At 71.8% G+C, this 24,959-nt stretch carries 18 protein-coding genes; 8 read left to right on the top strand and 10 right to left on the bottom strand.

Annotated elements, in window-relative coordinates; all coding sequences use genetic code 11:
• The first annotated feature begins 40 nt into the window (after positions 1-40).
• A complete protein-coding gene (locus tag AC067Z_RS27755) occupies positions 41-4,987 on the top strand; it encodes a coiled-coil domain-containing protein (RefSeq protein ID WP_478792350.1) in 4,947 nt (1,648 codons plus the stop codon).
• Positions 4,988-5,076: 89 nt separating this feature from the next.
• Here AC067Z_RS27755 and AC067Z_RS27750 read toward each other — a convergent pair whose 3' ends face one another.
• On the bottom strand, positions 5,077-5,520 hold the full coding sequence (locus AC067Z_RS27750) for a hypothetical protein (protein ID WP_478792450.1): 444 nt from the start codon (positions 5,518-5,520) through the stop codon (positions 5,077-5,079).
• Positions 5,521-6,070: 550 nt separating this feature from the next.
• Between AC067Z_RS27750 and AC067Z_RS27745 the strand changes: the two genes are divergently transcribed.
• The 4 genes from AC067Z_RS27745 to AC067Z_RS27730 are packed head-to-tail and all read left to right on the top strand — an operon-like array spanning position 6,071 to position 10,474.
• The gene (locus AC067Z_RS27745; RefSeq protein ID WP_478792349.1) at positions 6,071-9,022 is read left to right on the top strand and encodes a sensor histidine kinase; all 2,952 of its coding nucleotides are present in this window, start codon (positions 6,071-6,073) and stop codon (positions 9,020-9,022) included.
• A complete protein-coding gene (locus tag AC067Z_RS27740) occupies positions 9,019-9,474 on the top strand; it encodes a roadblock/LC7 domain-containing protein (RefSeq protein WP_478792348.1) in 456 nt (151 codons plus the stop codon). The genes AC067Z_RS27745 and AC067Z_RS27740 overlap by 4 nt, the downstream gene beginning before the upstream one ends.
• A 9-nt stretch (positions 9,475-9,483) precedes the next feature.
• A complete protein-coding gene (locus AC067Z_RS27735) occupies positions 9,484-9,888 on the top strand; it encodes a DUF742 domain-containing protein (protein ID WP_478792347.1) in 405 nt (134 codons plus the stop codon).
• Positions 9,869-10,474 (top strand): GTP-binding protein, encoded by a 606-nt coding sequence (locus tag AC067Z_RS27730; RefSeq protein WP_478792346.1) that lies wholly within the window; start codon positions 9,869-9,871, stop codon positions 10,472-10,474. The genes AC067Z_RS27735 and AC067Z_RS27730 overlap by 20 nt, the downstream gene beginning before the upstream one ends.
• 68 nt (positions 10,475-10,542) lie before the next feature.
• Here AC067Z_RS27730 and glpK read toward each other — a convergent pair whose 3' ends face one another.
• The 6 genes from glpK to AC067Z_RS27700 form a co-directional block, all read right to left on the bottom strand.
• Positions 10,543-12,057, bottom strand: coding sequence for a glycerol kinase GlpK (gene glpK / locus AC067Z_RS27725; RefSeq protein ID WP_478792345.1), 1,515 nt, complete (start codon positions 12,055-12,057; stop codon positions 10,543-10,545).
• Positions 12,058-12,097: 40 nt separating this feature from the next.
• Positions 12,098-12,859: an MIP/aquaporin family protein gene (locus tag AC067Z_RS27720; protein WP_478792344.1), complete on the bottom strand. Its 762-nt coding sequence runs from the start codon at positions 12,857-12,859 to the stop codon at positions 12,098-12,100.
• Between the two features lie 287 nt (positions 12,860-13,146).
• Positions 13,147-14,346: a lipid-transfer protein gene (locus AC067Z_RS27715; protein WP_478792343.1), complete on the bottom strand. Its 1,200-nt coding sequence runs from the start codon at positions 14,344-14,346 to the stop codon at positions 13,147-13,149.
• On the bottom strand, positions 14,343-14,771 hold the full coding sequence (locus tag AC067Z_RS27710) for a Zn-ribbon domain-containing OB-fold protein (protein WP_478792449.1): 429 nt from the start codon (positions 14,769-14,771) through the stop codon (positions 14,343-14,345). The genes AC067Z_RS27715 and AC067Z_RS27710 overlap by 4 nt, the downstream gene beginning before the upstream one ends.
• Positions 14,772-14,848: 77 nt before the next feature.
• On the bottom strand, positions 14,849-15,196 hold the full coding sequence (locus AC067Z_RS27705; protein ID WP_478792342.1) for an Mpo1-like protein: 348 nt from the start codon (positions 15,194-15,196) through the stop codon (positions 14,849-14,851).
• A gap of 31 nt (positions 15,197-15,227) precedes the next feature.
• Positions 15,228-16,043 (bottom strand): M15 family metallopeptidase, encoded by an 816-nt coding sequence (locus AC067Z_RS27700; protein ID WP_478792341.1) that lies wholly within the window; start codon positions 16,041-16,043, stop codon positions 15,228-15,230.
• A gap of 66 nt (positions 16,044-16,109) precedes the next feature.
• On the opposite strand from AC067Z_RS27700, the gene AC067Z_RS27695 reads away from it, so the two are divergent.
• Positions 16,110-16,613 carry an NUDIX domain-containing protein gene (locus AC067Z_RS27695; protein WP_478792448.1) on the top strand — a complete coding sequence of 168 codons (504 nt, stop codon included), beginning with the start codon at positions 16,110-16,112 and terminating at the stop codon, positions 16,611-16,613.
• 26 nt (positions 16,614-16,639) lie between these two features.
• Here the strand turns inward: AC067Z_RS27695 and AC067Z_RS27690 are convergent, their stop codons facing one another.
• The gene (locus AC067Z_RS27690; protein WP_478792340.1) at positions 16,640-19,018 is read right to left on the bottom strand and encodes a glycoside hydrolase family 31 protein; all 2,379 of its coding nucleotides are present in this window, start codon (positions 19,016-19,018) and stop codon (positions 16,640-16,642) included.
• Between the two features lie 229 nt (positions 19,019-19,247).
• Here AC067Z_RS27690 and AC067Z_RS27685 point away from each other — a divergent pair, with 229 nt between their 5' ends.
• Together AC067Z_RS27685 and AC067Z_RS27680 are read left to right on the top strand one after the other, a co-directional pair.
• Positions 19,248-21,221: an acetoacetate--CoA ligase gene (locus tag AC067Z_RS27685; RefSeq protein ID WP_478792339.1), complete on the top strand. Its 1,974-nt coding sequence runs from the start codon at positions 19,248-19,250 to the stop codon at positions 21,219-21,221.
• Between the two features lie 130 nt (positions 21,222-21,351).
• A complete protein-coding gene (locus AC067Z_RS27680) occupies positions 21,352-22,260 on the top strand; it encodes a hypothetical protein (RefSeq protein WP_478792338.1) in 909 nt (302 codons plus the stop codon).
• Between the two features lie 59 nt (positions 22,261-22,319).
• Here AC067Z_RS27680 and ptsP read toward each other — a convergent pair whose 3' ends face one another.
• Together ptsP and AC067Z_RS27670 are read right to left on the bottom strand one after the other, a co-directional pair.
• The gene (gene ptsP, locus AC067Z_RS27675; protein WP_478792337.1) at positions 22,320-23,990 is read right to left on the bottom strand and encodes a phosphoenolpyruvate--protein phosphotransferase; all 1,671 of its coding nucleotides are present in this window, start codon (positions 23,988-23,990) and stop codon (positions 22,320-22,322) included.
• Positions 23,991-24,061: 71 nt separating this feature from the next.
• Positions 24,062-24,511, bottom strand: coding sequence for a PTS sugar transporter subunit IIA (locus AC067Z_RS27670; protein WP_478792336.1), 450 nt, complete (start codon positions 24,509-24,511; stop codon positions 24,062-24,064).
• Between the last annotated feature and the right edge of the window lie 448 nt (positions 24,512-24,959).

The raw sequence follows: 24,959 nt of genomic DNA, 5'->3' as shown, positions 1-24,959 counted from the left end.
CCGCTCGACAGAGCCAGCCGAAGACTGAGAGTCCGCCGCCATGTACGAGTTGTCCCGGGTCCGCCTCTACTCCATCGGTCCTGCCGGTGCGCGCTACGCCGACACCGTGCTCGACCTGCGCGGAGTCGGCGAGCCCGTGCCCAACCCCGCTCCCGCGCAGGCGGAGTTCTTCGAGGAGGAGCCGGTCGGCCCGCCGCGCCGACCCGCGCCCGCGGGCGTGCTCTTCCTCGAGAACGGCGGCGGCAAGTCCGTCCTGCTCAAGCTGATCTTCTCCGTGATGCTCCCCGGCCACCGCAACACACTGGGCGGCGCGAGCTCCGGCGTGCTGCGCAAGTTCCTGCTCGCCGACGACTGCGGACACGTCGCCCTGGAATGGCAGCACACCCTGACAGGTGAGCTGGTCGTCGTCGGCAAGGTCAGCGAATGGCGCGGCCGCCAGGTGTCGAACGACCCGCGCAAGTTCGCGGAGGCGTGGTACTCCTTCAGGCCCGGCCCCGGACTCGGCCTCGATTCCCTCCCCGTGGCCGAGTCGACGGCCGTGCGACCGCCCGTCGAGGGGGCCTCCGGTGCCCAGGGCCGACGACGCACCATGAAGGGCTTCCGCGACGCGATCACCGAAGCGGGGAAGGCCTATCCGCACCTCGACGTGTACTGGGAGGAGATCCACGACCGCTGGAACGAACACCTCGGCGACGTCGGTCTCGACCCCGAACTGTTCCGCTACCAGCGCGAGATGAACGCGGACGAGGGCGAGGCCGCCGGCCTCTTCGCGGTGAAGAAGGACTCCGACTTCACCGACCTGCTGCTGCGGGCCGTGACCGACACCCGTGACACCGACGGTCTCGCCGACCTCGTCAGCGGCTTCGGCAACAAACTCGGCCGCCGCGCCGAGCTCACCGCCGAGCGCGACTTCACGGCGGGCTCCGTCGACCTCCTCGGCCGCATCGTCGAGGCCGCCGAAGCCCGCGGCCGGGCGCGTGACATCCATGCGGGTGCCGAACGCCGAACCCGCACCCTGGCGAGCAGGCTCGCCGCGCGCGCCGCGGACGAGCGGGTGCGAACCGCCGACCTCGCCCAGCAGGTCACCGCCGCCGCGCACACGGTCACCGAGGCCGAGCATGCCCGCGGACGCAGCTCCCTCGTCGCCGCCGAACTGGCCTACCGCCACGCCTCCCTGGCCCTGACCGTCGCCGAGAAGGGCGCGGCCGCCCAGCGTCGCGAACTGATCGACGCGCGCACCCTGCACTCCGCCTGGCAGGCCGCCGAGGCGGTGCTGCGCCACCGCGCCGCCGGTGACCGGTCCGCCCGCGTCGCCGCCGCCATCCGCGAGGCCGAGCGCGACGCCGCACCCGCTCTGGCAGCGCGCGCCAGGGCGGCCGCGGACCTGGTCCGCGTCCTGCACTCGGCCGCCGAGGACGGCGAGCGGGTGGCCAACGAGGAGGAGGAGCGTTCCACCGCCCTCCAGGAGGCGGGGGAGGCCGCCCATCGGGACGCCACCGCCGCGGCCACCGAGGCGCAGCGCGCCCGGAGCGAGATCGGCCATCTGCGCCAGCGTCTCGCCGAGGTCGAACAGGAGACGGCCGAAGCGGTACGGGCCGGATGGCTCGACGACTCCGCGCCCGACGCCGATCCGGCACGCGCCGCGCTCGCGGCCAGCGACGCGGAGAAGACGGCGGTCGCCGCATGGGACGCCGCACGCGAGGCGGCCCGGAGTACGGCAGAGCGCGCGAAGGCTGCGGCAGCGGCGGAGTCCCGCGCCGAACTGGCCGCCGCCCGCGCCGCGGACGCCGCCCTGGCGGCGGAGAACGCCCACGAGGCGGAGCGCCGCGCCGCCCAGAGCCTCACCGAGGACGAGCGGCTCGCGGACCTGCTGAGTCTGCCGGCCACGCCCGCCCCGCACGCCACGGGGACGACGGTCCCGGCCCCGCGAGGCCCCGGCAGCGCGCCGGCGTCGTCGGCCGGCGAGCAGCGCTCGGGCGAGGACGCGCACGCGGCCGACCCCACCGGGTCCGCATCCGTGACGGATGCGGCGCCCGGCACCGCGGAGACGGGTTCCGGAGCCGACGGCGCCCACCCCGCGGACGGCGCGCCCTTCGCACCCACCGCGGGCGGCGGCGCACCGGCGGCCCCGTCCGAGGACGGCCGACCCGCCACGCGTGTCCACGGCACCGGCGCCCCGCGCCCCGATGCCGACCGCCCTCTCGGTGTCGAGGAGCTCGACGGATTCGCCGACGAACTGCGCGAGTTGCTGGACCGTTCCGTAGCCTCCGCCGAGCGGCAGCTCTTCGACCTGCGTACTGCCGCCGCCGACGACTCCCGCATCCTCGGCGCCCTCGGTGACGGCGGACTGCTGCCGCCGAAGCCGGATGTGCTCGCCACGGTCGAGTATCTGGGCGAGCACGGCATCCCGGCGCTGCCCGGCTGGCGTTACCTCGCCCAGTCCGTCGACCCGGCCGATCACGCTGCCGTGCTGGCGGCACGGCCCGAGCTCGTCGACGGTGTCGTGATCACCGACCCCTCCTCCCACGCCCGGGCCCGCGAGGTGCTCGCGGGCGCCGCGCTGCTGCCCCGTTCCGCGGTGGCCGTCGGCACCGCCGCCGCGCTGCTCGCCCCCGTGCCCGCCGCCGGCACCGGTACGGACGGGGACGTGTTCCTCGTCCCGCCGAACCCCGCCATGCACGACGAGCAGGCCGCCGACGAGGAGCGGCACGCCCTCCGGGCCAGGGCCACCGCCCGTGACGAGGAGATCCGTGCGCTCGCCGCCCGCCTCGCCGCCGACCGGACCCTCGCGGCTCGTCTCGCCGCCTGGCGCGACGACTGTCCGCAGGGCATGCTCGCCGAGCTCGCCGAGAGCGCAGCCACCGCCCGCACCGTTGCACAGGAGGCGCAGGAAGCGCTCGACGAGGCCCGGACGGCACGTGCCGAGGCGGACGAGGCCGCCACCGATGCCGCGCGGGTACGCGACGAGCGACAGGAGGCCGCCCAGCGCGCGCGGCGCGTGGCCGACGCCCTGGCCGGACTTGCGTTCCGGCTGCGCGAGCGCGCCGGCTGGCAGGCGAAGCTGCGCGAACTGGCGGACGACGCGGCCGAGTCCGAGGCCCGCGCCGCCGTCTGCCTCGAACGCGCCAAGGCCGCCGACGAGGACCGCCGCGCCGCCCAGCGCGCCGGAGACGACGCCCGTCGTACCGCCCGCGCACTGCGCGCCGAGCGCGCCGAGATCGCGGGCGCACCGGAGCACGTCGCCGACCAGGAGGCCGACGCGCCCCGCTCGTCGCTGCCCGCGCTCCGCGAGGCGTACCGCGCTGCGTCCCAGCTGTACGAGAAGGTCGGGGTCGGCGCCGACCTCCGCGCCGAACAGGCCCGCGCCGAGAGCGACGAGAGCGCCGCGCTGGCGGAGCTGGACCGGCTCACCAACAAGGTGCGCACCCGTGCGGCCCAGCTCCTGGAGGGCACGGACGGCGCCGACGGCCCCTCCCGCCAAGCGGCCGCGGCCAGAGCCGAATCCCTGGTGCAGATGCTGGAGTCGCGGGCCTCCGAGGCGAGCGAGAAACTCGGCCGCCTACGGGGCGAGGCCGAGCGGCTCGCGCCCGCCGACGGGCAGGCCCACACCGAACTGCCCGAGGACCTCGTCCCTGCCGACGCCGAGCAGGCACAGACTCTGCTGCGCACGGCGAGCGGCGAACTGGCCGCGCGCACGGAGGCGTTGGAGACGGCACGTGCCACGCATTCCGCGCTGCTCCACGCACACCGCGCCGCCGAGGACGCGGCCGGCGGCTTCGACGAGACGGCCGCGCTGCTGCGCGATCTGCTCCGTGACCATCACCACGACGACGAGTCGGCAGCGGCCCCGGAGCCGTACCCCGGCACGCTGGAGGAGGCCCGCCACACGGCCGCCGAGGCCCGCCGTTCGCTGCGTGGGTGCGCGGCGGACCTGTCCGCCGCCGAATCCGCAGTACGGGAGGCGAGCGATGTGCTCGTACGGCATGCCAATGCCACCCGGTACGAGCAGGTGCGCACCCCCGCGCGGCAGCAGATCCGCGAACTGCCGGCCGCCACGCTGCCGGAGCACGCGGCGAAGTGGGCGGAGGCGTTCGCGCCGCGGCTGCGGGTGCTCACCGACGAACTGGCCCAACTGGAGCGCAACCGCGACACGATCGTCGACCGGCTGCGCGGCCTGGTGGAGTCGGCGCTGGCGACGCTGCGCTCGGCCCAGCGGCTGTCCCGCCTGCCCGAAGGACTGGGGGAGTGGTCCGGGCAGGAGTTCCTGCGCATCCGGTTCGAGGAGCCGGACCAGGCGTCCCTCGCCGAGCGTCTCGGCGAGGTCGTCGACGAGGCGACCCGCGCCGCCGTGAAGAAGAACGCGTCGGCGGCCTATGGTGAGGGCCGCCGGGACGGCATGTCCCTGCTGCTGCGCGGAGTGCAGGCAGCGCTGGAGCCCAAGGGCGTGGCCGTGGAGATCCTCAAGCCGGACGCGGTGCTCCGCGCCGAGCGGGTCCCGGTCGGGCAGATGGGCGACGTCTTCTCCGGTGGACAGCTGCTCACGGCCGCCATCGCGCTGTACTGCACGATGGCCGCCCTGCGAAGCAACGACCGCGGACGTGACAAGCACCGGCATGCGGGCACGCTGTTCCTCGACAACCCCATCGGCCGGGCCAACGCCACGTATCTCCTGGAGCTCCAGCGGGCGGTGTCGGATGCGTTGGGCGTCCAACTGCTGTACACGACCGGCCTGTTCGACACGACGGCACTCGCCGAGTTCCCGCTGGTCATCCGGCTGCGCAACGACGCCGACCTGCGGGCAGGGCTGAAGTACATCAGCGTCGAGGAGCACCTGCGTCCCGGACTCCCGGCAATCGACCCCGCGGGCGAGGCGGTCCACGGGGAGATCACGGCCACGAGGATGTTCAAGCGGGCCGCTGTCCCGGGACAGGCCACGGAGCCTGCCGTACGTGCGGCCGGGCCGTCGAAGGCGGAGCCGGAAGGATGAGCGGCCGCGCAGTGACGTGAGCAGGATCTGCCGGTCCCCGAAGGCCGCGGACCTGGTGCGCGGCACGCGCGTCCCGCGGGTGTCTCGGGTCAGGCGCGCGACAGCCTGCCCGCGCCGCGCCTCCGTATCCGCGACACCTCGCGGGCCGCGGCCCGCGCAGCCCGCCTGGTGCGCCGGCGCTCCCGGCGCAACTGCCGTGCCGTGCTGCTCGGTACGGACACCACACCATGGCGTTGGTTCCATACCTGTCGCGTGACCCAGACGTCCAGCACGGCCCAGGTGGCGACGACGGTGCTCGCCACGCTGCTGAGCACCGTCGGGAACGCCAGCCACGATCCCGTCACGGAGAAGAGGAAGGCCGCCATCGCCTGAATCATCGTCAGCGAGGTGATGATGACCGCCCGGACCGCCGCCGTACGCACCGGATCCGCCATGCGCCGTCTCACGGCCGGCTCCTCGAACCAGAGCCGGCGGGGGATGTGCGCCTCGTCGCCCGGCTGAGTCTGTGCCCGAACCTGAGTCTGTGCCCGAATCTGAGCCTGCGCCCGAATCTGCGAAGGCACCGTCGGCGCCGCCGACTCCGATGCCGCGACCGAACGCACTGTGGCCGCCGTCCCGTCGCGTCGCTCGTCCGTGTCCATGGATCCTGTCACTCCCCACCGGTGTCCAACATCAGGTTGGCTGCCCGGAATCCGCCGTTCTACTCCGGCTCGCGGACCGAATGGCGACTACCACCGCCGAAGACGGCCGCAGGCGATGCGTGGCGACAGTGAACCCGCGAGGCTCCTTGTACGTATTGACGAGTGACGCGGCGCGAAGATTCCCCCGAAGACCTGTGCGAGCTCCGCGGGCGCAGAGTTCCGGCCATCTGCCGTGGTCCGAAAAGCGGTGGCCACGGCAGTGCTGCCGCACGCCTGGGAACGCCAACTCCCCGAATACCAGGACATCCCATGATCAAGGTCACGTCCGACGGCCGAAATTCGTCCGGACAGGCCTTCGAGTTGTCTGTGTGACAGTAGTAGGCTCACGCCGTTTGCTGACGGAACACCCGCCGAACCGGAACGGGTTGAGCAGGGGGAGGCCATGCGCTTTCGCGGGAAGTCCATCCGCCGGAAGATCGTGGCGTTGCTGCTGGTGCCGTTGCTCTCCCTCACGGCACTGTGGGGATTTGCGACCGTGCTCACCGGCCGGGAGGCGAACCAGCTCCTCGACGCAGGCGCGGTCGCCGAACAGATCGGTGCTCCCGTCGAGGACGCCGTGGACGTGCTGCAGAAGGAACGGCGTCAGACCCTCGTCTACCTCGCCGACCGCCGCGCCTCCGACGCCCAGCCCGCCCTGCGCATCCGGCGCGAGGAAACCGACCGCGCGCTCACCGTGCTCCGTACGAACGCGGACAGGTCCTCGGTGCGCGACGACATGACCTCCGAGTCGTCGCAACAGCTCACCGGGCTCCTCGACGCGCTCGAAGGGCTCGCGGCGCTGCGCCGCTCGGTGGACACCAGCACTGTGTCCCGAGCCCAGGCACTCGAGTTCTACAACCGCCTCGTCGACCCCTCCTACGCCTTCCTGCTGACCGTGCACGCTCTCGACGACGCCGGGATGGAGCGCGAGGGCCGTGCGCTCGTCGGACTCCTCCGTGCCCGGGAGATGCTCGCACGGGAGGACGCGCTGATCCGGTCCGCGCTCACCGCGCGAAAAGTCACCGGCCAGGAACTGCGCACCCTCGCCGACCTCGTCGCGCACCGCGAGCTGTACTACGAGGTCAACCTGGAGAGCCTGCCCGCCAAGGAACGCCAGATTTTCCAGCAGTACTGGCGCAGCCCCGACACGGCACCCCTGCGCGACGCCGAGGAACGTCTCGTCGACGCGGGCCCCGCCGACAACACCCCCGCCTCCGAGGGCGAGCGCTGGCAGGAGTCCGCCACCGCGGTTCTCGACGATCTCGCCGTTGAGAGCCAGGAGGCCGGCGACCGCTACGAGGACCGCATCGAGCCCGCCGCTTACAGCGTTTTCGTCCGCGCGGGTGTGGCCGGGGTCCTCGGCTTCCTCGCTCTGCTCGTGTCCGTGATCGTCTCCGTGCGCATCGGCCGCGACCTCGTCCGGGACCTGTCGCGGCTGCGCAAGGAGGCGCACGAGGTCTCCGGCGTGCGGCTGCCGAGTGTGATGCGTCGCCTCGCGGCGGGCGAGCACGTCGACGTCGAGACCGAGGCGCCACGGCTCGAGTACGACAAGGACGAGATAGGCCAGGCGGGCCAGGCGCTCAACACCCTTCAGCGGGCCGCCGTCGAGGCCGCCGTGCAACAGGCCGACATGCGCCGAGGCGTCTCCGAGGTGTTCGTCAACCTCGCCCGCCGCAACCAGGTCCTGCTCCACAGGCAGCTCACGCTCCTCGACGCCATGGAGCGGCGCACGGAGGACACCGAGGAGCTCGCCGACCTGTTCCGGCTCGACCACCTCACCACCCGTATGCGCCGCCACGCCGAGGGGCTGGTGATCCTTTCCGGCGCGGCCCCGTCCCGGCAGTGGCGCAAGCCGATCCAGCTGATGGACGTCGTGCGCGCCGCGGTCGCGGAGGTCGAGGACTACGAACGCATCGAGGTGCGCCGGCTGCCGCGCATCGGGGTCGGCGGCCCCGCCGTCGCCGACCTCACCCATCTGATCGCCGAACTCCTGGAGAACGCCACGGTGTTCTCGCCCCCGCACACCGGGGTGCAGGTCCACGGCGAACGCGTCGCCAACGGGTTCACCCTGGAGATCCACGACCGCGGACTCGGTATGGCACCCGACGCTCTCCTCGACGCCAACCTCCGCCTCGCCGAGACACCCGAGTTCGAGCTCTCGGACACCGACCGGCTCGGCCTCTTCGTCGTCAGCCGCCTCGCCCAGCGCCAGAACGTCCGCGTCTCGCTGCAGCAGTCCCCGTACGGTGGCACCACTGCGGTCGTGTTCATCCCCGCCGCACTGCTCACCGAAGCGCCCGAGACGCAGGGCACCGGTTTCCGGCTCGACCGCAAGAGCGACAGCCCCGCCGGACGGCGTGACCAGGGCAGGCTCGCCCTGTCGAAGGTGCCGTCCGGGCCGGCCGGTTCACCGCTGCTCGACGGCCCCGTCGAACTGGAGGCCCCCGTCGGCATGCTGGGCGCGGAGGACCGTTCACCGCGCGGCGGCCGCGACCGTTCCTCGCCGGGTGACCGCGAACTGCCCGGTATCGCCGACGATCCGCTCGCCGACCTGGAGGACACGGAGAGCGAACGCGGCGGCATCTTCCGCTCCCGCAGCCGCCGCGAAGGCCCGGCCGCCCGCCGCGAGGGCCCCGCCGGCCGTCACGAAAGTCCGGCCGGCCGTCGGGACGCCCCTGCCGGGGACCCGCACCACCAGGTGCCGCCGCAGCGCTCCGAACGCGTCGCCGGCCCCTTCCCCCTGCCCCGCCGGAAGCCGCCGACACTCGTCGCCGACCACGGTCGCCGGGTCGACGACCAGGCCACGGCCGGTCGTCACCATCCCGCCCCGGACAACGGGCGCGGTGCCGACCCGGTGCCGTTCGCGCGCACCAACCCGCGCGCAGATGCACCCGCGCCGCCCGCCGCGCCCATCCCGCTCGCCTCCGGCCCCACCCCGCTCGCCCCCGTCCGCCGGGACGGCGGACGGCCGGGACGTCAGAGCGCCGCACCGACACCCGGCGCGGGCGACGCACAGCAGACTTCGCCACCGACCGACCGTGCTTCGACACCCGGCACCGCGACGCCACCACCGCTCGGCGGACTGCCACGCCGGGTCCGGCAGGCGAACCTTGCCCCCCAGCTCAGGGGAGCGGCCACCAGGGCCGCGGAACAGGCGGCCGACGCGGCCGCCGCGAACGAATTCGAGCGGGACGCTGACGAGGTCCGCAACCGCATGGCCTCCATGCAGCGCGGCTGGCAGCGCGGTCGCCTGCGCAACGCCGAGGAAGCCGAGACCGACCACGGCACGGACGACCAGGCCACCGGCTCCGGCAGCACCGCACCAGGAACGACATCCGAGGGGGACGGTCGATGACCGCACCGCACGCCGCAGCATCCAGCGCCAACGGCGCCCAGTTCGCCACCAGGGGTTCCGGCGAGCTCAACTGGCTCCTCGACGAGCTGGTCGACCGGGTCTCCACCATCAGCAAGGCGCTGGTGCTCTCCAGCGACGGCCTTGCGACCGGCACGTCACGGGACCTGACCCGCGAGGACAGCGAGCATCTCGCCGCTGTCGCCTCGGGATTCCACAGCCTCGCCAAGGGCGTCGGGCGCCATTTCGACGCCGGCCAGGTCCGCCAGACGGTGGTGGAGCTCGACGAGGCGTTCCTCTTCGTCACCGCCGCGGGCGACGGCAGCTGTCTGGCGGTCCTCGCCGACGCCGACTCCGATGTGGGCCTGGTCGCCTACGAGATGACGCTCATGGTCAAGCGGGTCGGCGCCCACCTCGTCACCGCACCACGGACCGGTCCGGCCGCCGGGGGGTGAGCGGCTGCCATGAGTGACTCGCTGCGCCACAGTCGCACGTCACACCACTGGATCGACGCGGACGCAGGCCCCGTGGTCCGCCCGTACGCCATGACGCGCGGCCGCACCGGCCACAACAGCCGTCACCGGCTCGATCTGATCGCGCTGGTCGTACCGGATGCGGCGACTGCCGACCCCGGCCGGGACCAGACGTTGTCCCCCGAGCACGTCGAGATCGTCGAACGCTGCGGTGGCACACCCCAGTCCATCGCCGAGCTCGCCGCCGGACTCGACCTGCCGGTGGGCGTGGTGCGGGTGCTGGTCGGCGACCTCGTCGACGACGCACTCGTCCATGTAACCCGTCCCGTACCGCCGGCCGAGCTGCCGGACGTCAGCATTCTGCGCGAGGTGATCAATGGTCTTCGGGCGCTCTAGCCGCCGGGCGGCACCCATGGAGCCGGTAACACTGAAGATCCTGGTGGCGGGCGGCTTCGGCGTCGGCAAGACCACCCTGGTCGGCGCCGTCAGCGAGATCAAACCGCTGCGCACCGAGGAGACGCTGAGCGAGGCCGGCCGGCCCGTCGACGACCTCTCCGGTGTCGAGGGCAAGACGACGACCACGGTCGCCATGGACTTCGGACGGATCACCCTCCGCGAGGACCTGGTGCTGTATCTCTTCGGCACCCCCGGCCAGGACCGGTTCTGGTTCCTGTGGGACGAGCTGGCGCAGGGTGCGCTCGGCGCGGTCGTCCTCGCCGACACACGCCGTCTGGAGGACTGCTTCGCCGCCATCGACTACTTCGAGCGGCGGGGCATTCCCTTCGCGGTCGCCGTCAACAGCTTCGACGGGGCGGGCCGCTTCCCGGCCGAGACCGTGCGCGCGGCGCTGGACCTCGACGCCGAGGTGCCGCTGCTCATCGGCGACGCACGGGAGCGCGAGTCCGTGAAGGAGATCCTCGTCGCGGTCGTCGAGCACGCGCTGGCTCGCGTCGACCAGATGCGCGAGCCCGCCGCCACCTGAAGAGGGCAGCACACGGGACACGGCCCGTACCCCCACCGACTGGGGTACGGGCCGTGCGTCTCACACAGTCAGCTCCGGCCGGCGTCCTCCTCCCAGCCGAAGCTCTTCTCCACGGCCTTGCGCCAGTTGTGGTATTCGCGTTCGCGGACCTCCGCGTCCATCCGCGGCGACCACTCCACATCGCGCTGCCAGTGGGTCTTGAGCTCCTCGAGGTCCGACCAGACCCCGGTTGCCAGCCCGGCCGCGTACGCAGCGCCCAGGCACGTCGTCTCGGAAACCTTGGGCCGGATCACCGGCACCGCCAGCACATCCGCCTGATGCTGCATCAGCAGATGGTTGGCAGTCATGCCGCCGTCGACCTTCAGCGTGGTGATCCGCACACCGGAGTCCTGGTACATCGCGTCCACGACCTCGCGGGTCTGCCAGCTCGTCGCCTCCAGCACCGCACGTGCCAGATGCGCCTTGGTCACGTACCGGGTCAGCCCGGTGACGACTCCGCGCGCGTCCGAGCGCCAGTAGGGGGCGTAGAGGCCGGAGAAGGCGGGGACGATGTACGCGCCGCCGTTGTCGTCCACGCTCGCGGCGAGCGTCTCGATTTCGCCGGCCGACCGGATGATTCCCAACTGGTCGCGGAACCACTGCACCAGCGCTCCGGTGATGGCGATCGACCCCTCCAGGCAGTAGACCGGGTTCTCGTCACCGATCTTGTAACCGACGGTGGTGATCAGCCCGCTCTTCGAGGGCACGGGCCGCTCGCCGGTGTTGAGCAACAGGAAACTGCCGGTTCCGTACGTGTTCTTGGCCGTGCCCGTGTCGTAGCAGGCCTGCCCGAAGACGGCGGCCTGCTGGTCGCCGAGCGCGGAGGCCACCGGCACGCCGGAGAGCTGGCCGACGGCCGTGCCGTACACCTCGGCGGACGAACGGATCTCGGGAAGGACGGCCTCGGGGACGTTCATCGCCGCAAGGATGGCCGGATCCCACTGGAGGGTCTGAAGGTTCATCAGCATCGTGCGTGAGGCGTTGGTGACGTCGGTGACGTGCACGCCGCCGTCGGTGCCGCCGGTGAGGTTCCAGGTGAGCCAGGAGTCGATGGTGCCGAAGGCGATCTCGCCGCGCTCGGCCCGGGCCCGCAGCCCGGGGATGTTGTCCAGCAGCCAGGCCGCCTTGGGCCCGGAGAAGTAGCTGGCGAGCGGCAGTCCGGTGGCGTCGCGGAAGCGGTCCTGCCCGTCGGAGCCGCCGAGTTCGTGGCAGAGCGAAGCGGTCCGGGTGTCCTGCCAGACGATGGCGTTGTGCACCGGCTTGCCGGTCGCACGGTCCCACAGGACCGTGGTCTCCCGCTGGTTGGTGATGCCGAGCGCGCTGAGCTGCTCGGCCCGCAGTCCGGCCTTGGCGATCGCGCCCGCCACGACGGCCTGAACCTTGGACCAGATCTCGGTGGCGTCGTGCTCCACCCAGCCCGGCTTCGGGAAGATCTGGCGGTGTTCGCGCTGGTCGACGGCGACGATCGCGCCGTCCTGGTTGAAGATGATGCAGCGGCTGGACGTGGTGCCCTGGTCGATTGCGGCGACGAACCTGTCGGTCATGACGTCCCCTTACGTCCCCTTGTCGATGCGGCCGACGGCCTCAGAAAGCTACGGTGAAGATCAGGCCCGCCAGCACCCCTCCGATGACGGGCCCGGCGACCGGCACCCACGCATAACCCCAGTCCGACGTCCCCTTGTTGGGGATCGGCAGCAGAGCGTGCACGATACGCGGGCCGAGGTCGCGTGCCGGGTTGATGGCATAGCCGGTCGGCCCGCCGAGCGACAGACCGATGCCGACGACCAGCAGTGACACCAGGAGGATGGAGATGCCGGAGCCGTAGATACCGGCTTTCTCGCCCGCGATCTGTCCCACGCTGATGCCCTGGTTCCTCCCGAAGGCGAGGATCGGCAGCACCAGACCGATGGTGGCGATGACCTCGGTGAGCACATTGGCCCACGGCTTGCGGATCTCCGGTCCGGTGGAGAAGATCCCGAGCGTCGGCTGCGCGTTCTTGATGTCGTTGTTCGCCTGGAACTGGGCGAAGTAGACGAGGTAGGCGAGCACGGCGCCGATCATGGCGCCCACCATCTGCGACGCGATGTAGAGGGGCACCTTGCTCCACTCGCCGGTGTCGATGGCGATGCCCACGGTCACGGCCGGGTTGAGATGCCCGCCGGACAGCGGCGCCGCGGTGTAGGCCCCGGCCAGCACGCCGAAGCCCCAGCCGAAGGCGATGGCCACCCAGCCGGCGGCCCTTGCCTTGGAGTGGTGCAGGGTCACGGCGGCGCAGACGCCCGCGCCGAAGAGGATGAGTATCGCGGTGCCGATGACCTCACCGGCGATGATGTCTCCGTTGCTCATGGCTGCTCCTTTGCCCTGGCCCGGAGCGTCGGCCCCGGACCTTTGTGCAGGGTGCGTGCTCCATGGCGTTCCATGGCTGCGGGATCCGGAGGCAGGGGTTTCCCCTTGCCCGCCCGGTTCCCGCGACGAGCGTGGTGAGCGTGCCGAAGTGCGGCGATGCCGACGAGGAGGCAGTTTTCCCCTGCCGTGAGGGTGCGTCAAGGTCGCGGACAGCACGTGCAGTTCACGGAGGGTGCTGGACACGGCGGGCCGGAACGTCAAGCCCGGCACCCGTCGCCGCGGTGCTCTCAGCGGACGGCGACCACGGCCGAACCGTGCCCGAACAGGCCCTGATTCGCGGTGATCCCCACGCGGGCGCCGGGTACCTGCCGTTCCCCTGCTGCGCCGCGCAACTGCCAGGTCAGCTCGCAGACCTGGGCGATGGCCTGAGCAGGGACGGCCTCGCCGAAGGAGGCGAGCCCGCCACTGGTGTTCACCGGGACCCGGCCCCCCGGCGCCGTGACCCCGGCCCGTACGAGTGCGACGCCCTCGCCTTCCTTGCACAGCCCGATGTCCTCGTACCACTGCAGTTCCAGCGCCGTGGACAGGTCGTAGACCTCGGCCAGCGACAGATCCTCCGGGCCGATACCGGCCTCCTCGTACGCGGCGAGCGCGATCGACGCACGGAACGAGTGCGGGGGAGGGGGCACCGCGGCCGAGGAGTCCGTCGCGATGTCGGGCAGGTCGAGCACATCCCTCGGATAGACCGGCGTCACGGTGGACACCGCACGGATGCGTACGGGATCGGGCGCTCCGTGCCGTCGGGCGAAGTCCATGCTCGACAGGACGAGCGCGGCCCCGCCGTCGGAGGTCGCGCAGATGTCCAGCAGCCGCAGCGGATCGGCGACCACCGCGGATGCCGCCACCTCGTCGGCCGTCACGGCCTTGCGGTAGCGGGCGTAGGGATTGAGCGCGCCGCAGGCGGCGTTCTTCACCTTGACCAGTGCGAAGTCCGCCGGTGTGTCCCCGTGCAGTGCCATGCGGCGGCGCGCGTACAGGCCGAAGTAGGCCGGATTCGTGGCGCCGAGCGCCCGGAAGCGCAGCCAGTCGGGATCGTCCGGCCGCTCCCCGCCCGCCGGAGCGAAGAAGCCCTTCGGCGCCGCGTCCGCGCCCACCACGAGCACCACGTCGGCCTGCCCGGCGAGGATCTGTGCGCGGGCGGTGGCGATCGCCTGGGCGCCCGATGCGCACGCCGCGTAGACGCTCGTGACTCTCGCTCCCTGCCATCCCAGCGCCCGGGCGAACGTCGCCCCCGCCACGTATCCCGGATAGCCGCCGCGCACCGTGTCGGCCCCGACCACCGAGCGCACCTGCCGCCAGTCCACACCGGCGTCGGCGAGCGCCTCGCGCGCGGCGGCGGCCCCGTACGTGACGAAGCTCCGCCCCCACTTGCCCCAGGGGTGCATCCCGGCACCGAGGACCGCCACGTCGCCGCTCGTCCCGCTCATGACGCCGCCAGGGGACGCCACTGCCAGGTGGTGCGGACGGTGCCGTCACCGTCGTCGAGCACCCCCGGTACGACTTCGACCTCGGCACCGACGGTCAGATCCGCCGGGCGGACACCGGGCGCGGCCTGGCCGAGCACGATCATTCGCTCGGCCGCGAGCTCGACGGCGACGAGGGTGAACGGCTCCCATGCGGCGTCCGGGTCGCAGACGTACGGCGCCGGTGGCCGGTAACGGCTGTCGGTGTACGACCAGACGCGGCCGCACCGGGACAGGGGCACCTCGTCGAGCTCGGAGCCCTGGCAGCCAGGATTGCGGCAGAACGTGTCCTCGCGCGGGAAGAACACCGACGAGCACGCCCTGCACCGCGTGCCCAGCAGCCGGAACTCCTCTTCACCACTGTCCTCGGTGAACCATCCGGCCACCACGGGTGTGCGTGTCACGGCCCCTCCCGGCACAGCAATCTGACGCTACGTCAGAAGTCTGCCATGCCGGGGCCCGGCCGTCAGCGGTTCAATGCCAGCCACTTGGCGGCGATCTCCGCCAGTTCGTCGTCACGGCCCGCCAGCATCATCCGGATCATCTGCACGTCGCCCCGCAGCGACCAGGCAGGATGCCCGAAGGTGGCCGGGTTGTTCTTCTCGATGAAGAAATGAGCCGGCCACGCCGTGCCGTAACCGATCAGCGGCAGGGCGGCCGCATACCGCTTCCGCCCCCGTGCCAGGCCGTACGCGGTCACCGCGAGCCCCGTCAGCGTGCCCGTCAGATGCACCCAGCGGGTCGCGGCCCGCGAGTGCATCGCCACGTAGTAAGGCCAGAACTCCTCATACGAATCAAACGTCTGCTGCGCCATGACCGCACCGTAACCGCGGCACGCGCCCACGTCAGCCCGTGCGGTGCCCCGAGACCGAGCGCCGGGCGACCGGGAAGTCGAAGTAGGTGTCGGGGAACACCTCCGGCTTGTGCGTGAAGTGCCACCACTCCTCCGGCAGATTCACGAACCCCTCCGCGGCCAGAGCACCCAACAGCCGCTGCCGGTTGGCGTGCTGCACGCCGGTGATCCGCGGATCGTCGGTGTGCGACAGAGTGTCGAAACAGTCGTAGCCCGTACCCATGTCCACGGAACTGTCCGGGAAGCGCTCGGACTGCGGCTCGTAGCACGGGGTCAGCCCCTCGCCCGGCACATACGGCCTGGCCCGCAGGGCAGGCAGCTTCACGATCGTCAGATCCACGGTGCTGCCACGGCTGTGCCCCGACTTCTCCGCGATGTAACCGTCCGCGAACAGGCGCGACTTGTCGACCCGCGGATAGAACTCCTGCTTCATCGCCTCGTCGTCGAGATCCTTCGCCCACCGTACGAAGTGGTCGACCGCCCGCTGCGGCCGGTAGCAGTCGTACACCTTGAGCGAGTACCCCTGCCGCAGCAGCTTCGACTGGGCCCGGTGCAGCGCCTCGGCCGCCGGACGCGTGAGGATGCACAGCGGTTGGCGATAACCGTCCACGGGCTCCCCGACGAAGTTGTGCCCGCTCGTGTAGCGCATCTCCTGAATGATCGTCGGCGCCACGGACCGCAGCGCGACGAACTCCCGCGGAGCCTTCGGTTCTGGTGTCGCCCGGGCGACGGGAGCGGCCGACGTGACGGTGAGCAGGCCGGCGGCCGCGACGGTCAGAGCACGCAGTACGGAACCAAGTCGAGTCATGCGCACACCGTTTACCACCTTCCGCCCGGACGGGAAAGAGTGATCGGATACAGTCCGCGCGTGTCCATGCCCTCCCACTGCGGCCACTGCGGAACGCCGTACGGCTCCACGTCCGAGTGGCCCCGCACCTGCCCGGGCTGCGGCGAAACCGCCTACCGCAACCCCCTTCCCGTCGCGGTCGCACTGCTGCCCGTACGCGACGCCGACGGCACCGGACTCGTCGTCATCACCCGCACCATCGAACCCGCGTACGGCGGCATCGCCCTGCCCGGAGGATTCATCGACCACGGCGAGGACTGGCGCCACGCCGTCGTCCGGGAACTCGCGGAGGAGACCGGCATCCGGGCCGCCCAGCAGGACGTGCGCCTCGCCGACGCCCTCAGCTCACCGGCCGGACATCTCCTGCTCTTCGGCCTGCTGCCCGAGCGGGCGGCGGACGAACTGCCGGCATCCCGGCCCACCGACGAGACCGAGGGCTGGCACCTGCTGCGCACCCCGCAACCGCTGGCCTTCCCGCTCCACACGATCGCCGCGCGCAACTGGTTCACCGGCACCTACGCACGGCGCTGAGTACCGCCGACCGCCGACCGCCGCCCTCAGACCTGCCCGCGCACCCGTACCGGACCCTCCACGGGCATCCGGCCCTCGTCCGTCACCCGCTCCACCACCACCCGGCCGTCCGCAAGACGCGTCGCATACCGCTCGATCTCCGACAGCGCCCAGCCGTCCCCCGCGTCACGCACCACCAGACCGCCGCCCTTGCGTCCCGCGGCCGGCGCCCACACCTCCAGCTCCGTCCGGCCGTCCTCGCCCCGCACCGCCAGCACCGAACCCGCCCGTGCGAGCACCGGGATCCGGGACAGCGGCGCGTCCACCAGCACCTGGCCGGGGCCGTCGTAGGCGACACCCGTCGCCGTGTCGTACCAACGGCCCCGCGGCAGCCGCACCGCACGCCGGTCCGCGCCCGGTTCCAGCACCGGGGCCACCAGCAGCGCATCCCCCAGCAGAAACACGTCCCCGCAGTCGCGCAGCACCCGGTCACCCGGACTGCCCCACCACAGCGGACGGACGAGAGGCGCACCGGTCAACCGGGCCAGATGTGCGAGACCCACGAGATACGGATGCAGTCGTTCCCGCTCCCGCAGCGCCGCCCGGGCGTGCGCGAGCACCTCCGGGCCGAACTCCCAGGGCTCCCCGGCCGCGGTGCCCCGCACGGTGTGGGTGTGGAACAGGGGCAGGAACGCGCCCAACTGCAACCGCCGCAGGTACAGCTCGGCGGATCCGCCGTCGCCCCCGTCCGCGGACCCGGCCCCCGAGAAGGGCACCCCGCACACCCCGAGACCCAGCACGCGGGACAGCGAGGCACGCAGCCCGGGCCAGCCGGCCGCACGCGCATCGCCGAAAACCCCACCGGACGCACCGCCGGACCACGCGCCGCCGTACCGCTGCACCCCCGCCCAGCCCGACGAGGAGGCGAGGAACGGCCGCTCGTCGGGGCGCAGCCGGCACATGCCCTCATACGCCGCGCGCAGCATCGCCAGCCCCTCGACGTTGTGCGCCTCCCGGTGGTCCCCGCCGCGGCCCTCCACCGCATGCCGCGCGGAACGAGGCAGCGCCATACCGTCGAACACCGGCGCACCACCGGCTTCCTCACCCGCCTCGTGCCAGGCACCCGAGAAGCCCTGCTCCGGCAGTCCCTCGTACAGACCACCCCACCACGCACGGGTACCCGGATCGGTGAAATCCGGGTGCACCCGGTCACCCGAGGCGGCCACACCCATCACCTCGGCGCCGCGTGCGTCGCGCACATACGCACCGGAACGGGCCCCGGCCTCGTACACGTCGGCGCCTCGCCGGACCGCCACCGAGGGAGCGACGACACGGACCAACCGCACACCCTCCTCACGCAGATCCTTCGCCAGCGCGGCCGGATCGGGGAAGCGCTCCCGGTCCAGGCCGAACGGCTCCGCCGCATCGTCCGGCCCTTCGAGATGCACGACCGCAAGCGGCAGCCCGTGATCCCGGTAGTCCCTCACCAGCCGCCGTACCGCCTGCTCGTCGGCCAGACCCTCACGCCGGTGGTGCAGCCCCAGCGCCCACGCCGGCGGCAGTGCCGGCGCGCCCGTGAGCCGGACGAAACTGCTCAGCGCGCGGGCGGGCGTACCCACCGCCACCCAGCAGCGCAGCGGGCCGCCGTCCACACGCATCTCGACGGTCCCCGGCCGGTCATGGCCGGACCCGGCACCCTCCGTGCCCTCCCGCACGGTGACCCGGCCGTCCCACGTCGTGTCGTGGAACGCCAGATGTGTCCCGGCATCGGCCACCACCATCTGCACCGGCATCGCGAACTGGGAACCAGCCGCGTCCGGCCCTCCGCCGCTGCCCGGGCCACCGTTCCACAGCCGGTACGTCCCCTCCCGCAGACGCGGCCCTGCCGCCCGGTCACCCAGTCCGAACACCCGTGCGTCAGCGGGCACCTGGCTGCGCAGCACCCACCGTGCCGGGCCACCACCGGCCGGCTCCCACCAGCGCGGCGGCTGGTCCCGGCGCAGCACCACACCGCCCGGTGTACAGAACTCCACGGCGCCGTGCCGCGACACCTCGACCGTCAACCGTTCCGACACCACCCGCCAGCCGCCGTCCTTGTCCGGCTCCAGCCCGGCACGCGGATCCGGCTCCGGCGGGTGACCGGCGAGCCCGTACGACGGCAGCGGCTCCGCACCGTCCCAGCCGAGGAACACCGCACCGCCCGCCGTCACCACGATGCGCAGCTGGGACCGTGCGAACCGGACCACCCCGCCGCCCGGCAACGGGTCCGCTCCGGTCGACGCCCCCGGCACTCTCGCCCGCTCGGCCCCCCGGGCCGGCAGCCCCAGCGCATCGGCCCGGTACCGGCGCCACGCGGAACGCGCCATCCGCAGCCCCCGCACCGAGCCGAGATTCCTCACCGAGCGCACCAGGTCACGAGCATCCATGCAGCTCACCCTGCCATCCCCACGATGGACCAGGGGCTCTGTTCAACTGCCGTTCACCCGTGGTGAGAGCACATATTCGCCGCGCCGACCATGGGTGGGGAGCCCTGGTGCGAAAGACGATCACATGGCATCGTCCGTGTCAGCCCGCGTCCGCGCACACCCCGCACGTACGCGGGTACGCGCAGACACCGCGCACAGACCGCGTAGAGACAGCCCGGGAGCCCGCACCATGACCTCAGCGAACCCTGCCCCGCTCTGGCAGCCCGACTCCGACCGCATCGCGGCCGCCCACGTCACCCGATTCCAGGCATGGGCCGCAGAGCACCACGGAGCACCGGCCGAGGGCGGCTACCAGGCGCTGCACCGCTGGTCGGTGACCGAGCTCGAGACCTTCTGGCAGGCCGTCGCCGAGTGGTTCGACATCAGGTTCACCACCCCGTACACCCGCGTCCTGGCCGACCGGTCCATGCCCGGAGCCCAGTGGTTCCCCGGAGCCACCCTCAATTACGCCGAGCACGCCCTGCGCACCGCCGAGGACCCAGCTCGGTCACATGAGCCCGCGCTCCTTCATGTGGACGAGACACATGAGCCCACGCCGATCAGCTGGTCCGAACTCCGCCGCCAGGTCGGCGCCCTCGCCGCCGAGCTGCGCACCCTCGGAGTACGCCCGGGCGACCGCGTCAGCGGCTACCTCCCCAACATCCCGCAGGCTGTCACCGCGCTGCTCGCCACCGCGGCCGTCGGCGCCGTGTGGACCTCCTGCGCGCCCGACTTCGGCGCGCGCAGCGTCCTCGACCGCTTCCAGCAGGTCGAACCCGTCGTCCTGTTCACCGTCGACGGCTACCGCTACGGCGGCAAGGAGCACGACCGCACCGAAACCGTCGCCGAACTCCGCCGCGAACTGCCCACCCTGCGCGCCGTCGTCCACATCCCCCTGCTCGGCACCCCCGCCCCCGACGGCGCCCTCGAGTGGTCCGCGGTCACGGCAGGCACAGCGGAACCCGAGTTCGCCCAGGTCCCCTTCGACCACCCCCTGTGGGTGCTGTACTCCTCCGGCACCACCGGCCTCCCCAAGGCCATCGTCCAGTCCCAGGGCGGCATCCTGCTGGAGCACTACAAGCAACTCGGCCTCCACTGCGACCTCGGCCCCGGCGACCGGTTCTTCTGGTACACCTCCACCGGCTGGATGATGTGGAACTTCCTCGTCTCCGGACTCCTGACCGGCACCACCGTCGTCCTGTACGACGGCAGCCCCGGCTACCCGGACACCGGCGCCCAGTGGGCGATCGCCGAGCGCACCGGTGCCACCCTCTTCGGCACGTCCGCCGCCTACGTCATGGCCTGCGCCAAGGCGGGCGTCCACCCCGCCCGCGACCACGACCTCTCCCGCATCGGCTGCGTCGCCACGACAGGTTCCCCCCTGCCGCCCGACGGCTTCCGCTGGCTGCACGACGAGGTGGCCGACAACCTGTGGATCGCCTCCGTCAGCGGCGGCACCGACGTGTGCAGCTGCTTCGCCGGTGCCGTCCCCACACTCCCCGTACACATCGGCGAACTCCAGGCCGCCTGCCTCGGCACCGACCTCCAGTCCTGGGACCCGCACGGCAAACCGCTCATCGGCGAGGTCGGCGAACTCGTCGTCACCAACCCCATGCCGTCCATGCCCATCCGGTTCTGGAACGACCCCGACGGCAGCCGCTACCGCGACAGCTACTTCGAGATGTATCCCGGCGTCTGGCGCCACGGAGACTGGATCACCATCAGCGAGTCGGGCTCGGTCGTCATCCACGGCCGCTCCGACTCCACCCTCAACCGCCAGGGCGTACGGATGGGTTCGGCCGACATCTACGAGGCCGTCGAACGCCTTCCCGAGATCCGGGAATCACTCGTCATCGGACTCGAGGAACCCGACGGCGGCTACTGGATGCCGCTCTTCGTGCACCTCGCCGAAGGCGCCGCACTCGACGACGGCCTCAGGGACCGCATCAAGCGGACCATCAGGGAACAGCTCTCTCCGCGGCACGTCCCCGACGACATCATCGAGGTCCCCGGCGTGCCCCACACCCTCACCGGAAAGCGCATCGAAGTCCCGGTCAAGCGCCTCCTCCAGGGCACGGCGCTCGCGAAGGCGGTCAACCCCGGATCCGTCGACAACCTCGAACTCCTGCGTTTCTACGAGGAGCTGGCCCGCACCCGGAAGTAGCGCACCGGTCCTCGGGCGCCGCGTTGCCGCGCGTCCGAGGACTGCCCGGGCCGCCCACCCCGACCGGCGTTGTCAGTGCCACCACTTACCGTGAGTGAGCAGTGACCAACAGCGCACAGGGGGAATCGACATGGCGCACACCAGCAGGACCAAGCGGCCCGCCACCCACGCATCGATGCGGCGCTCCCTGCGCCGGGAAGCACCGAGCACCGTCGGCATCCTCGCCGACGCCCAGGACTTCAGCGCGATGCGCCGCTACCGCAGCTTCACCTTCGACGACCACAGCATCTATCTACGCCAGACCGAGCAGCTGCTCAAGGCGCTCGCCACGCAGCAACTGCACACCACGATCGCCCTCTTCGACCCCGAGGAATACGCCGAGTTCTGCACGGAGGCGGGAATCGACGCGGACACCGCCGCGGCCCGCAGCCGCTTCATCGCGGAGCTCGCCGGCCGCGGAGCCACTCTCGCGTACAGCGGCCGCCCGTTGTCCGACGTACTGCCGCAGCTCATCGACAAGGCCGTCCGACAGGCCACGTGGGAGTACGCCACCATGCTGCTCGCCGACCTCGGGATGTGCGCGGACTGCGGACAGGACATCGGACGCTCCGCATTCGACCGGGCGTCCGGGATCCTGATGCGGCTCCTCGAAGTGGCCGGCCCGGGCACCCACCACCTCGTCTGCAGCGTCCCCGGACCCGACGAACAACTCCTCGCGGTGCTGCACGCGCAAGGCTCCGACAGCACGTCCGCCCGGCTCGACGCGGGCGAGGGGGCCGAGTTCGTCACCGTCCTCGCCGTGGGCATCGCCCGGGAAACCACCGGTGGCATCGTGCTGCGCACCAGCAGCCCCGGCACCGCGGACCACCTCCACGGCTGGCGCCTCGACCACGGTCGGCTCGTCCCGCTCACCGCCGGAGAGGTGTTCAGCGCCTACTGCACCGACGCCGCCACCGGCGAACCGCTCTCACCCGAACCAGGCGTGGACTACTGCGCCGGCTTCCCCGTCACCACCGACGATCCGGACACCCACCACTGATGCCGAAGGGGGCTTCCCGCCACCGGCGGAAAGCCCCCTTCCCCACACCTGCCGTGCGGCTACTCGCCGGACAGCACCGCCTGCGCGGCCAGCCGCGCCTCCTCGGCGGTGTCCGCGGCGCGTGCGGCGGCCGCGGCACGCTCGCACTGGGCGAGCGTGTACTTCGCGAGGGTTGCCCGGACATAAGGAATCGACGCGGCGCCCATCGACAGCGACGTCACACCCAGACCCGTCAGCACACAGGCGAGCAGCGGATCGGCGGCAGCCTCACCGCACACACCACAGCTCTTGCCCTCGGCCTTCGCGGCCTCGGCCGACAGCGCCACGAGATCCAGCAGAGCCGGCTGCCACGGATCCTGCAGACGCGACACCGCACCGACCTGACGATCCGCGGCGAACGTGTACTGCGCGAGGTCGTTCGTGCCCAGCGAAAGGAACTCGACCTCCTGCAGGATCGAGCGCGCCCGCAGTGCGGCGGACGGGATCTCCACCATCGCACCGAACTTCGCCTGCAGCCCCGCCTCACGGCACGCGTCCGCGAACGCCTTCGCGTCCGTACGGTCGGCGACCATCGGCGCCATGACCTCGAGATAGACGGGCAGCCCCTGCGCCGCCTTCGACAGCGCGGACAGCTGGGTCCGCAGCACCTCGGGATGGTCGAGCAGAGTGCGCAGCCCCCGTACGCCGAGCGCCGGGTTCGGCTCGTCGGCAGGCGTCAGGAAGTCGAGCGGCTTGTCGGCACCCGCATCGAGCACCCGCACCACGACACGGCCCTCGGGAAACGCCTCGAGCACTTGCCGGTACGCCTCGACCTGCTTCTCCTCCGACGGAGCCTGCGCACTGTCGTCCAGGAACAGGAACTCGGTACGGAAAAGCCCGACACCCTCCGCCCCCGCATCGACCGCCGCCGGAACATCCGCAGGACCGCCGACATTCGCCAGCAGCGGCACCTTGTGCCCGTCCGACGTCGCACCGGGCCCGCTCGAAGCGGCGAGCGCCGCTTTGCGCTCAGCCGCGGACCTCTCCATCTCCGTCCGCTTCTCCTCGCTCGGCTCCACGAAGATCTCGCCCGTGCTGCCGTCCACCGCGATCAGCGTGCCCTCGGCCAGCTCCCCGGCGCCCGGCAGCGCGACAACGGCAGGCACCCCGAGTGCCCGCGCCAGAATGGCGCTGTGGCTCGTCGGGCCGCCCTCCTCGGTCACGAACCCGAGCACCAGGGCGGGGTCGAGCAGAGCGGTGTCCGCCGGCGCCAGATCGCGAGCGATCAGGACGTACGGCTCGTCGCTGTCCGGCACACCCGGCATCGGGACCCCGAGCAGCCGGGCGACGATCCGGTTCCGCACGTCGTCCAGGTCCGCGACCCGTCCGGCGAGGTACTCACCGGCACCCGCCAGCAGCGCGCGGTACGCGGCGAACGCGTCGTACACCGCGCGCTCGGCCGTACTGCCGACGGCGATACGACGATCGACGTCCGCCATCAGCTCCGGGTCCTGCGCCATCATCGCCTGCGCCTCGAGCACGGCCTGCGCTTCGCCGCCGGCCAGATTGCCCCGAGCAATCAGGTCGGCGGACACGGCCTCGACGGCCTTCCGGGCGCGGCCCTGCTCGCGCTCCGCGTCCTGTGCAGGGATCTGCTTGGCCGGCGGCTCGAGAACCGCCGTGCCCATGTGCCGCACCTCGCCGATCGCCACACCGTGGCTCACGCCGACGCCTCGCAGCGTTGTCTCCATTTCACCGTCTCCGATTGAGCGACGACCTGTGCCGCCGCGGTGGATGTCCAGCTCGCCGTCACCGGCGGCGGTCACTGCCAGCCGAAGAGGCTGTCGCCGGCCTTTACGTCGCCGTCCTCACGAAGATCGGAGAGGGAGTCGGGAGTGGCCTCGAGCGCGACGACGGGGCAGATGGGCGACTTCCCCGCGGCCTCGACGGCGGAGGGGTCCCAGCGGACGACGGCCTGCCCGCGCTGCACCGTGTCGCCCTTGTTGACGAGCAGCTCGAAGCCCTCGCCGTTGAGCTGCACGGTGTCGATGCCGAGATGCGTCAGCACCCCGTGCCCCTCGCCGTCGACGACGACGAAAGCGTGCGGGTGCAGCGACACGATGATGCCGTCGACGGGAGAGACGGCCTCCGAAGCCCTGCGCTCGGGATCGATCGCGGTCCCAGGACCGACCATCGCACCGGAGAACACGGGATCGGGCACGGCCGCGAGCCCGATGGCCCGTCCGGCGAGCGGGGACGTCACGTTGGTCATGGGGCCTCCCATGGGCGGTATGCGTGCGGCGCCGTCACTGCTAGTACCTGACGACGCACTGTTCAGCAGCGTAAGTCATATGAAGTCCTAGTTCCGCCTGAGATCTACCAGTTGACGGACCTAGGGGAGCACCGGAAACGATTTGCCTCGTCTACGGGCGACCTGTACTGTCGTACCCCTGCCTGACCCCAACGCGACGTTGAGTCGAGGGTCGGCAGCGACTGTCAAGCCGAGATCCTAACTGGTCTAAACCACTGCTGTCCGCAGGGTGGTGGTCAGGGGGACCGAAAAAGCCTGATAGAGTTTGGAAACACCGAAGGGAAGCGCCCGGAGAGCCTCGTGAAAAAGGCTCGAAGGAAGCGTCCGTTCCTTGAGAACTCAACAGCGTGCCAAAAATCAACGCCAGATATGTTGATACCCCGTCCATCTTCGGATGGTCGAGGTTCCT

Source organism: Streptomyces sp. NPDC043812, from assembly GCF_056436245.1.
The sequence above is the reverse complement of the archived record's forward strand: the minus strand, read 5'-3'. Positions and strand labels throughout refer to the sequence as shown.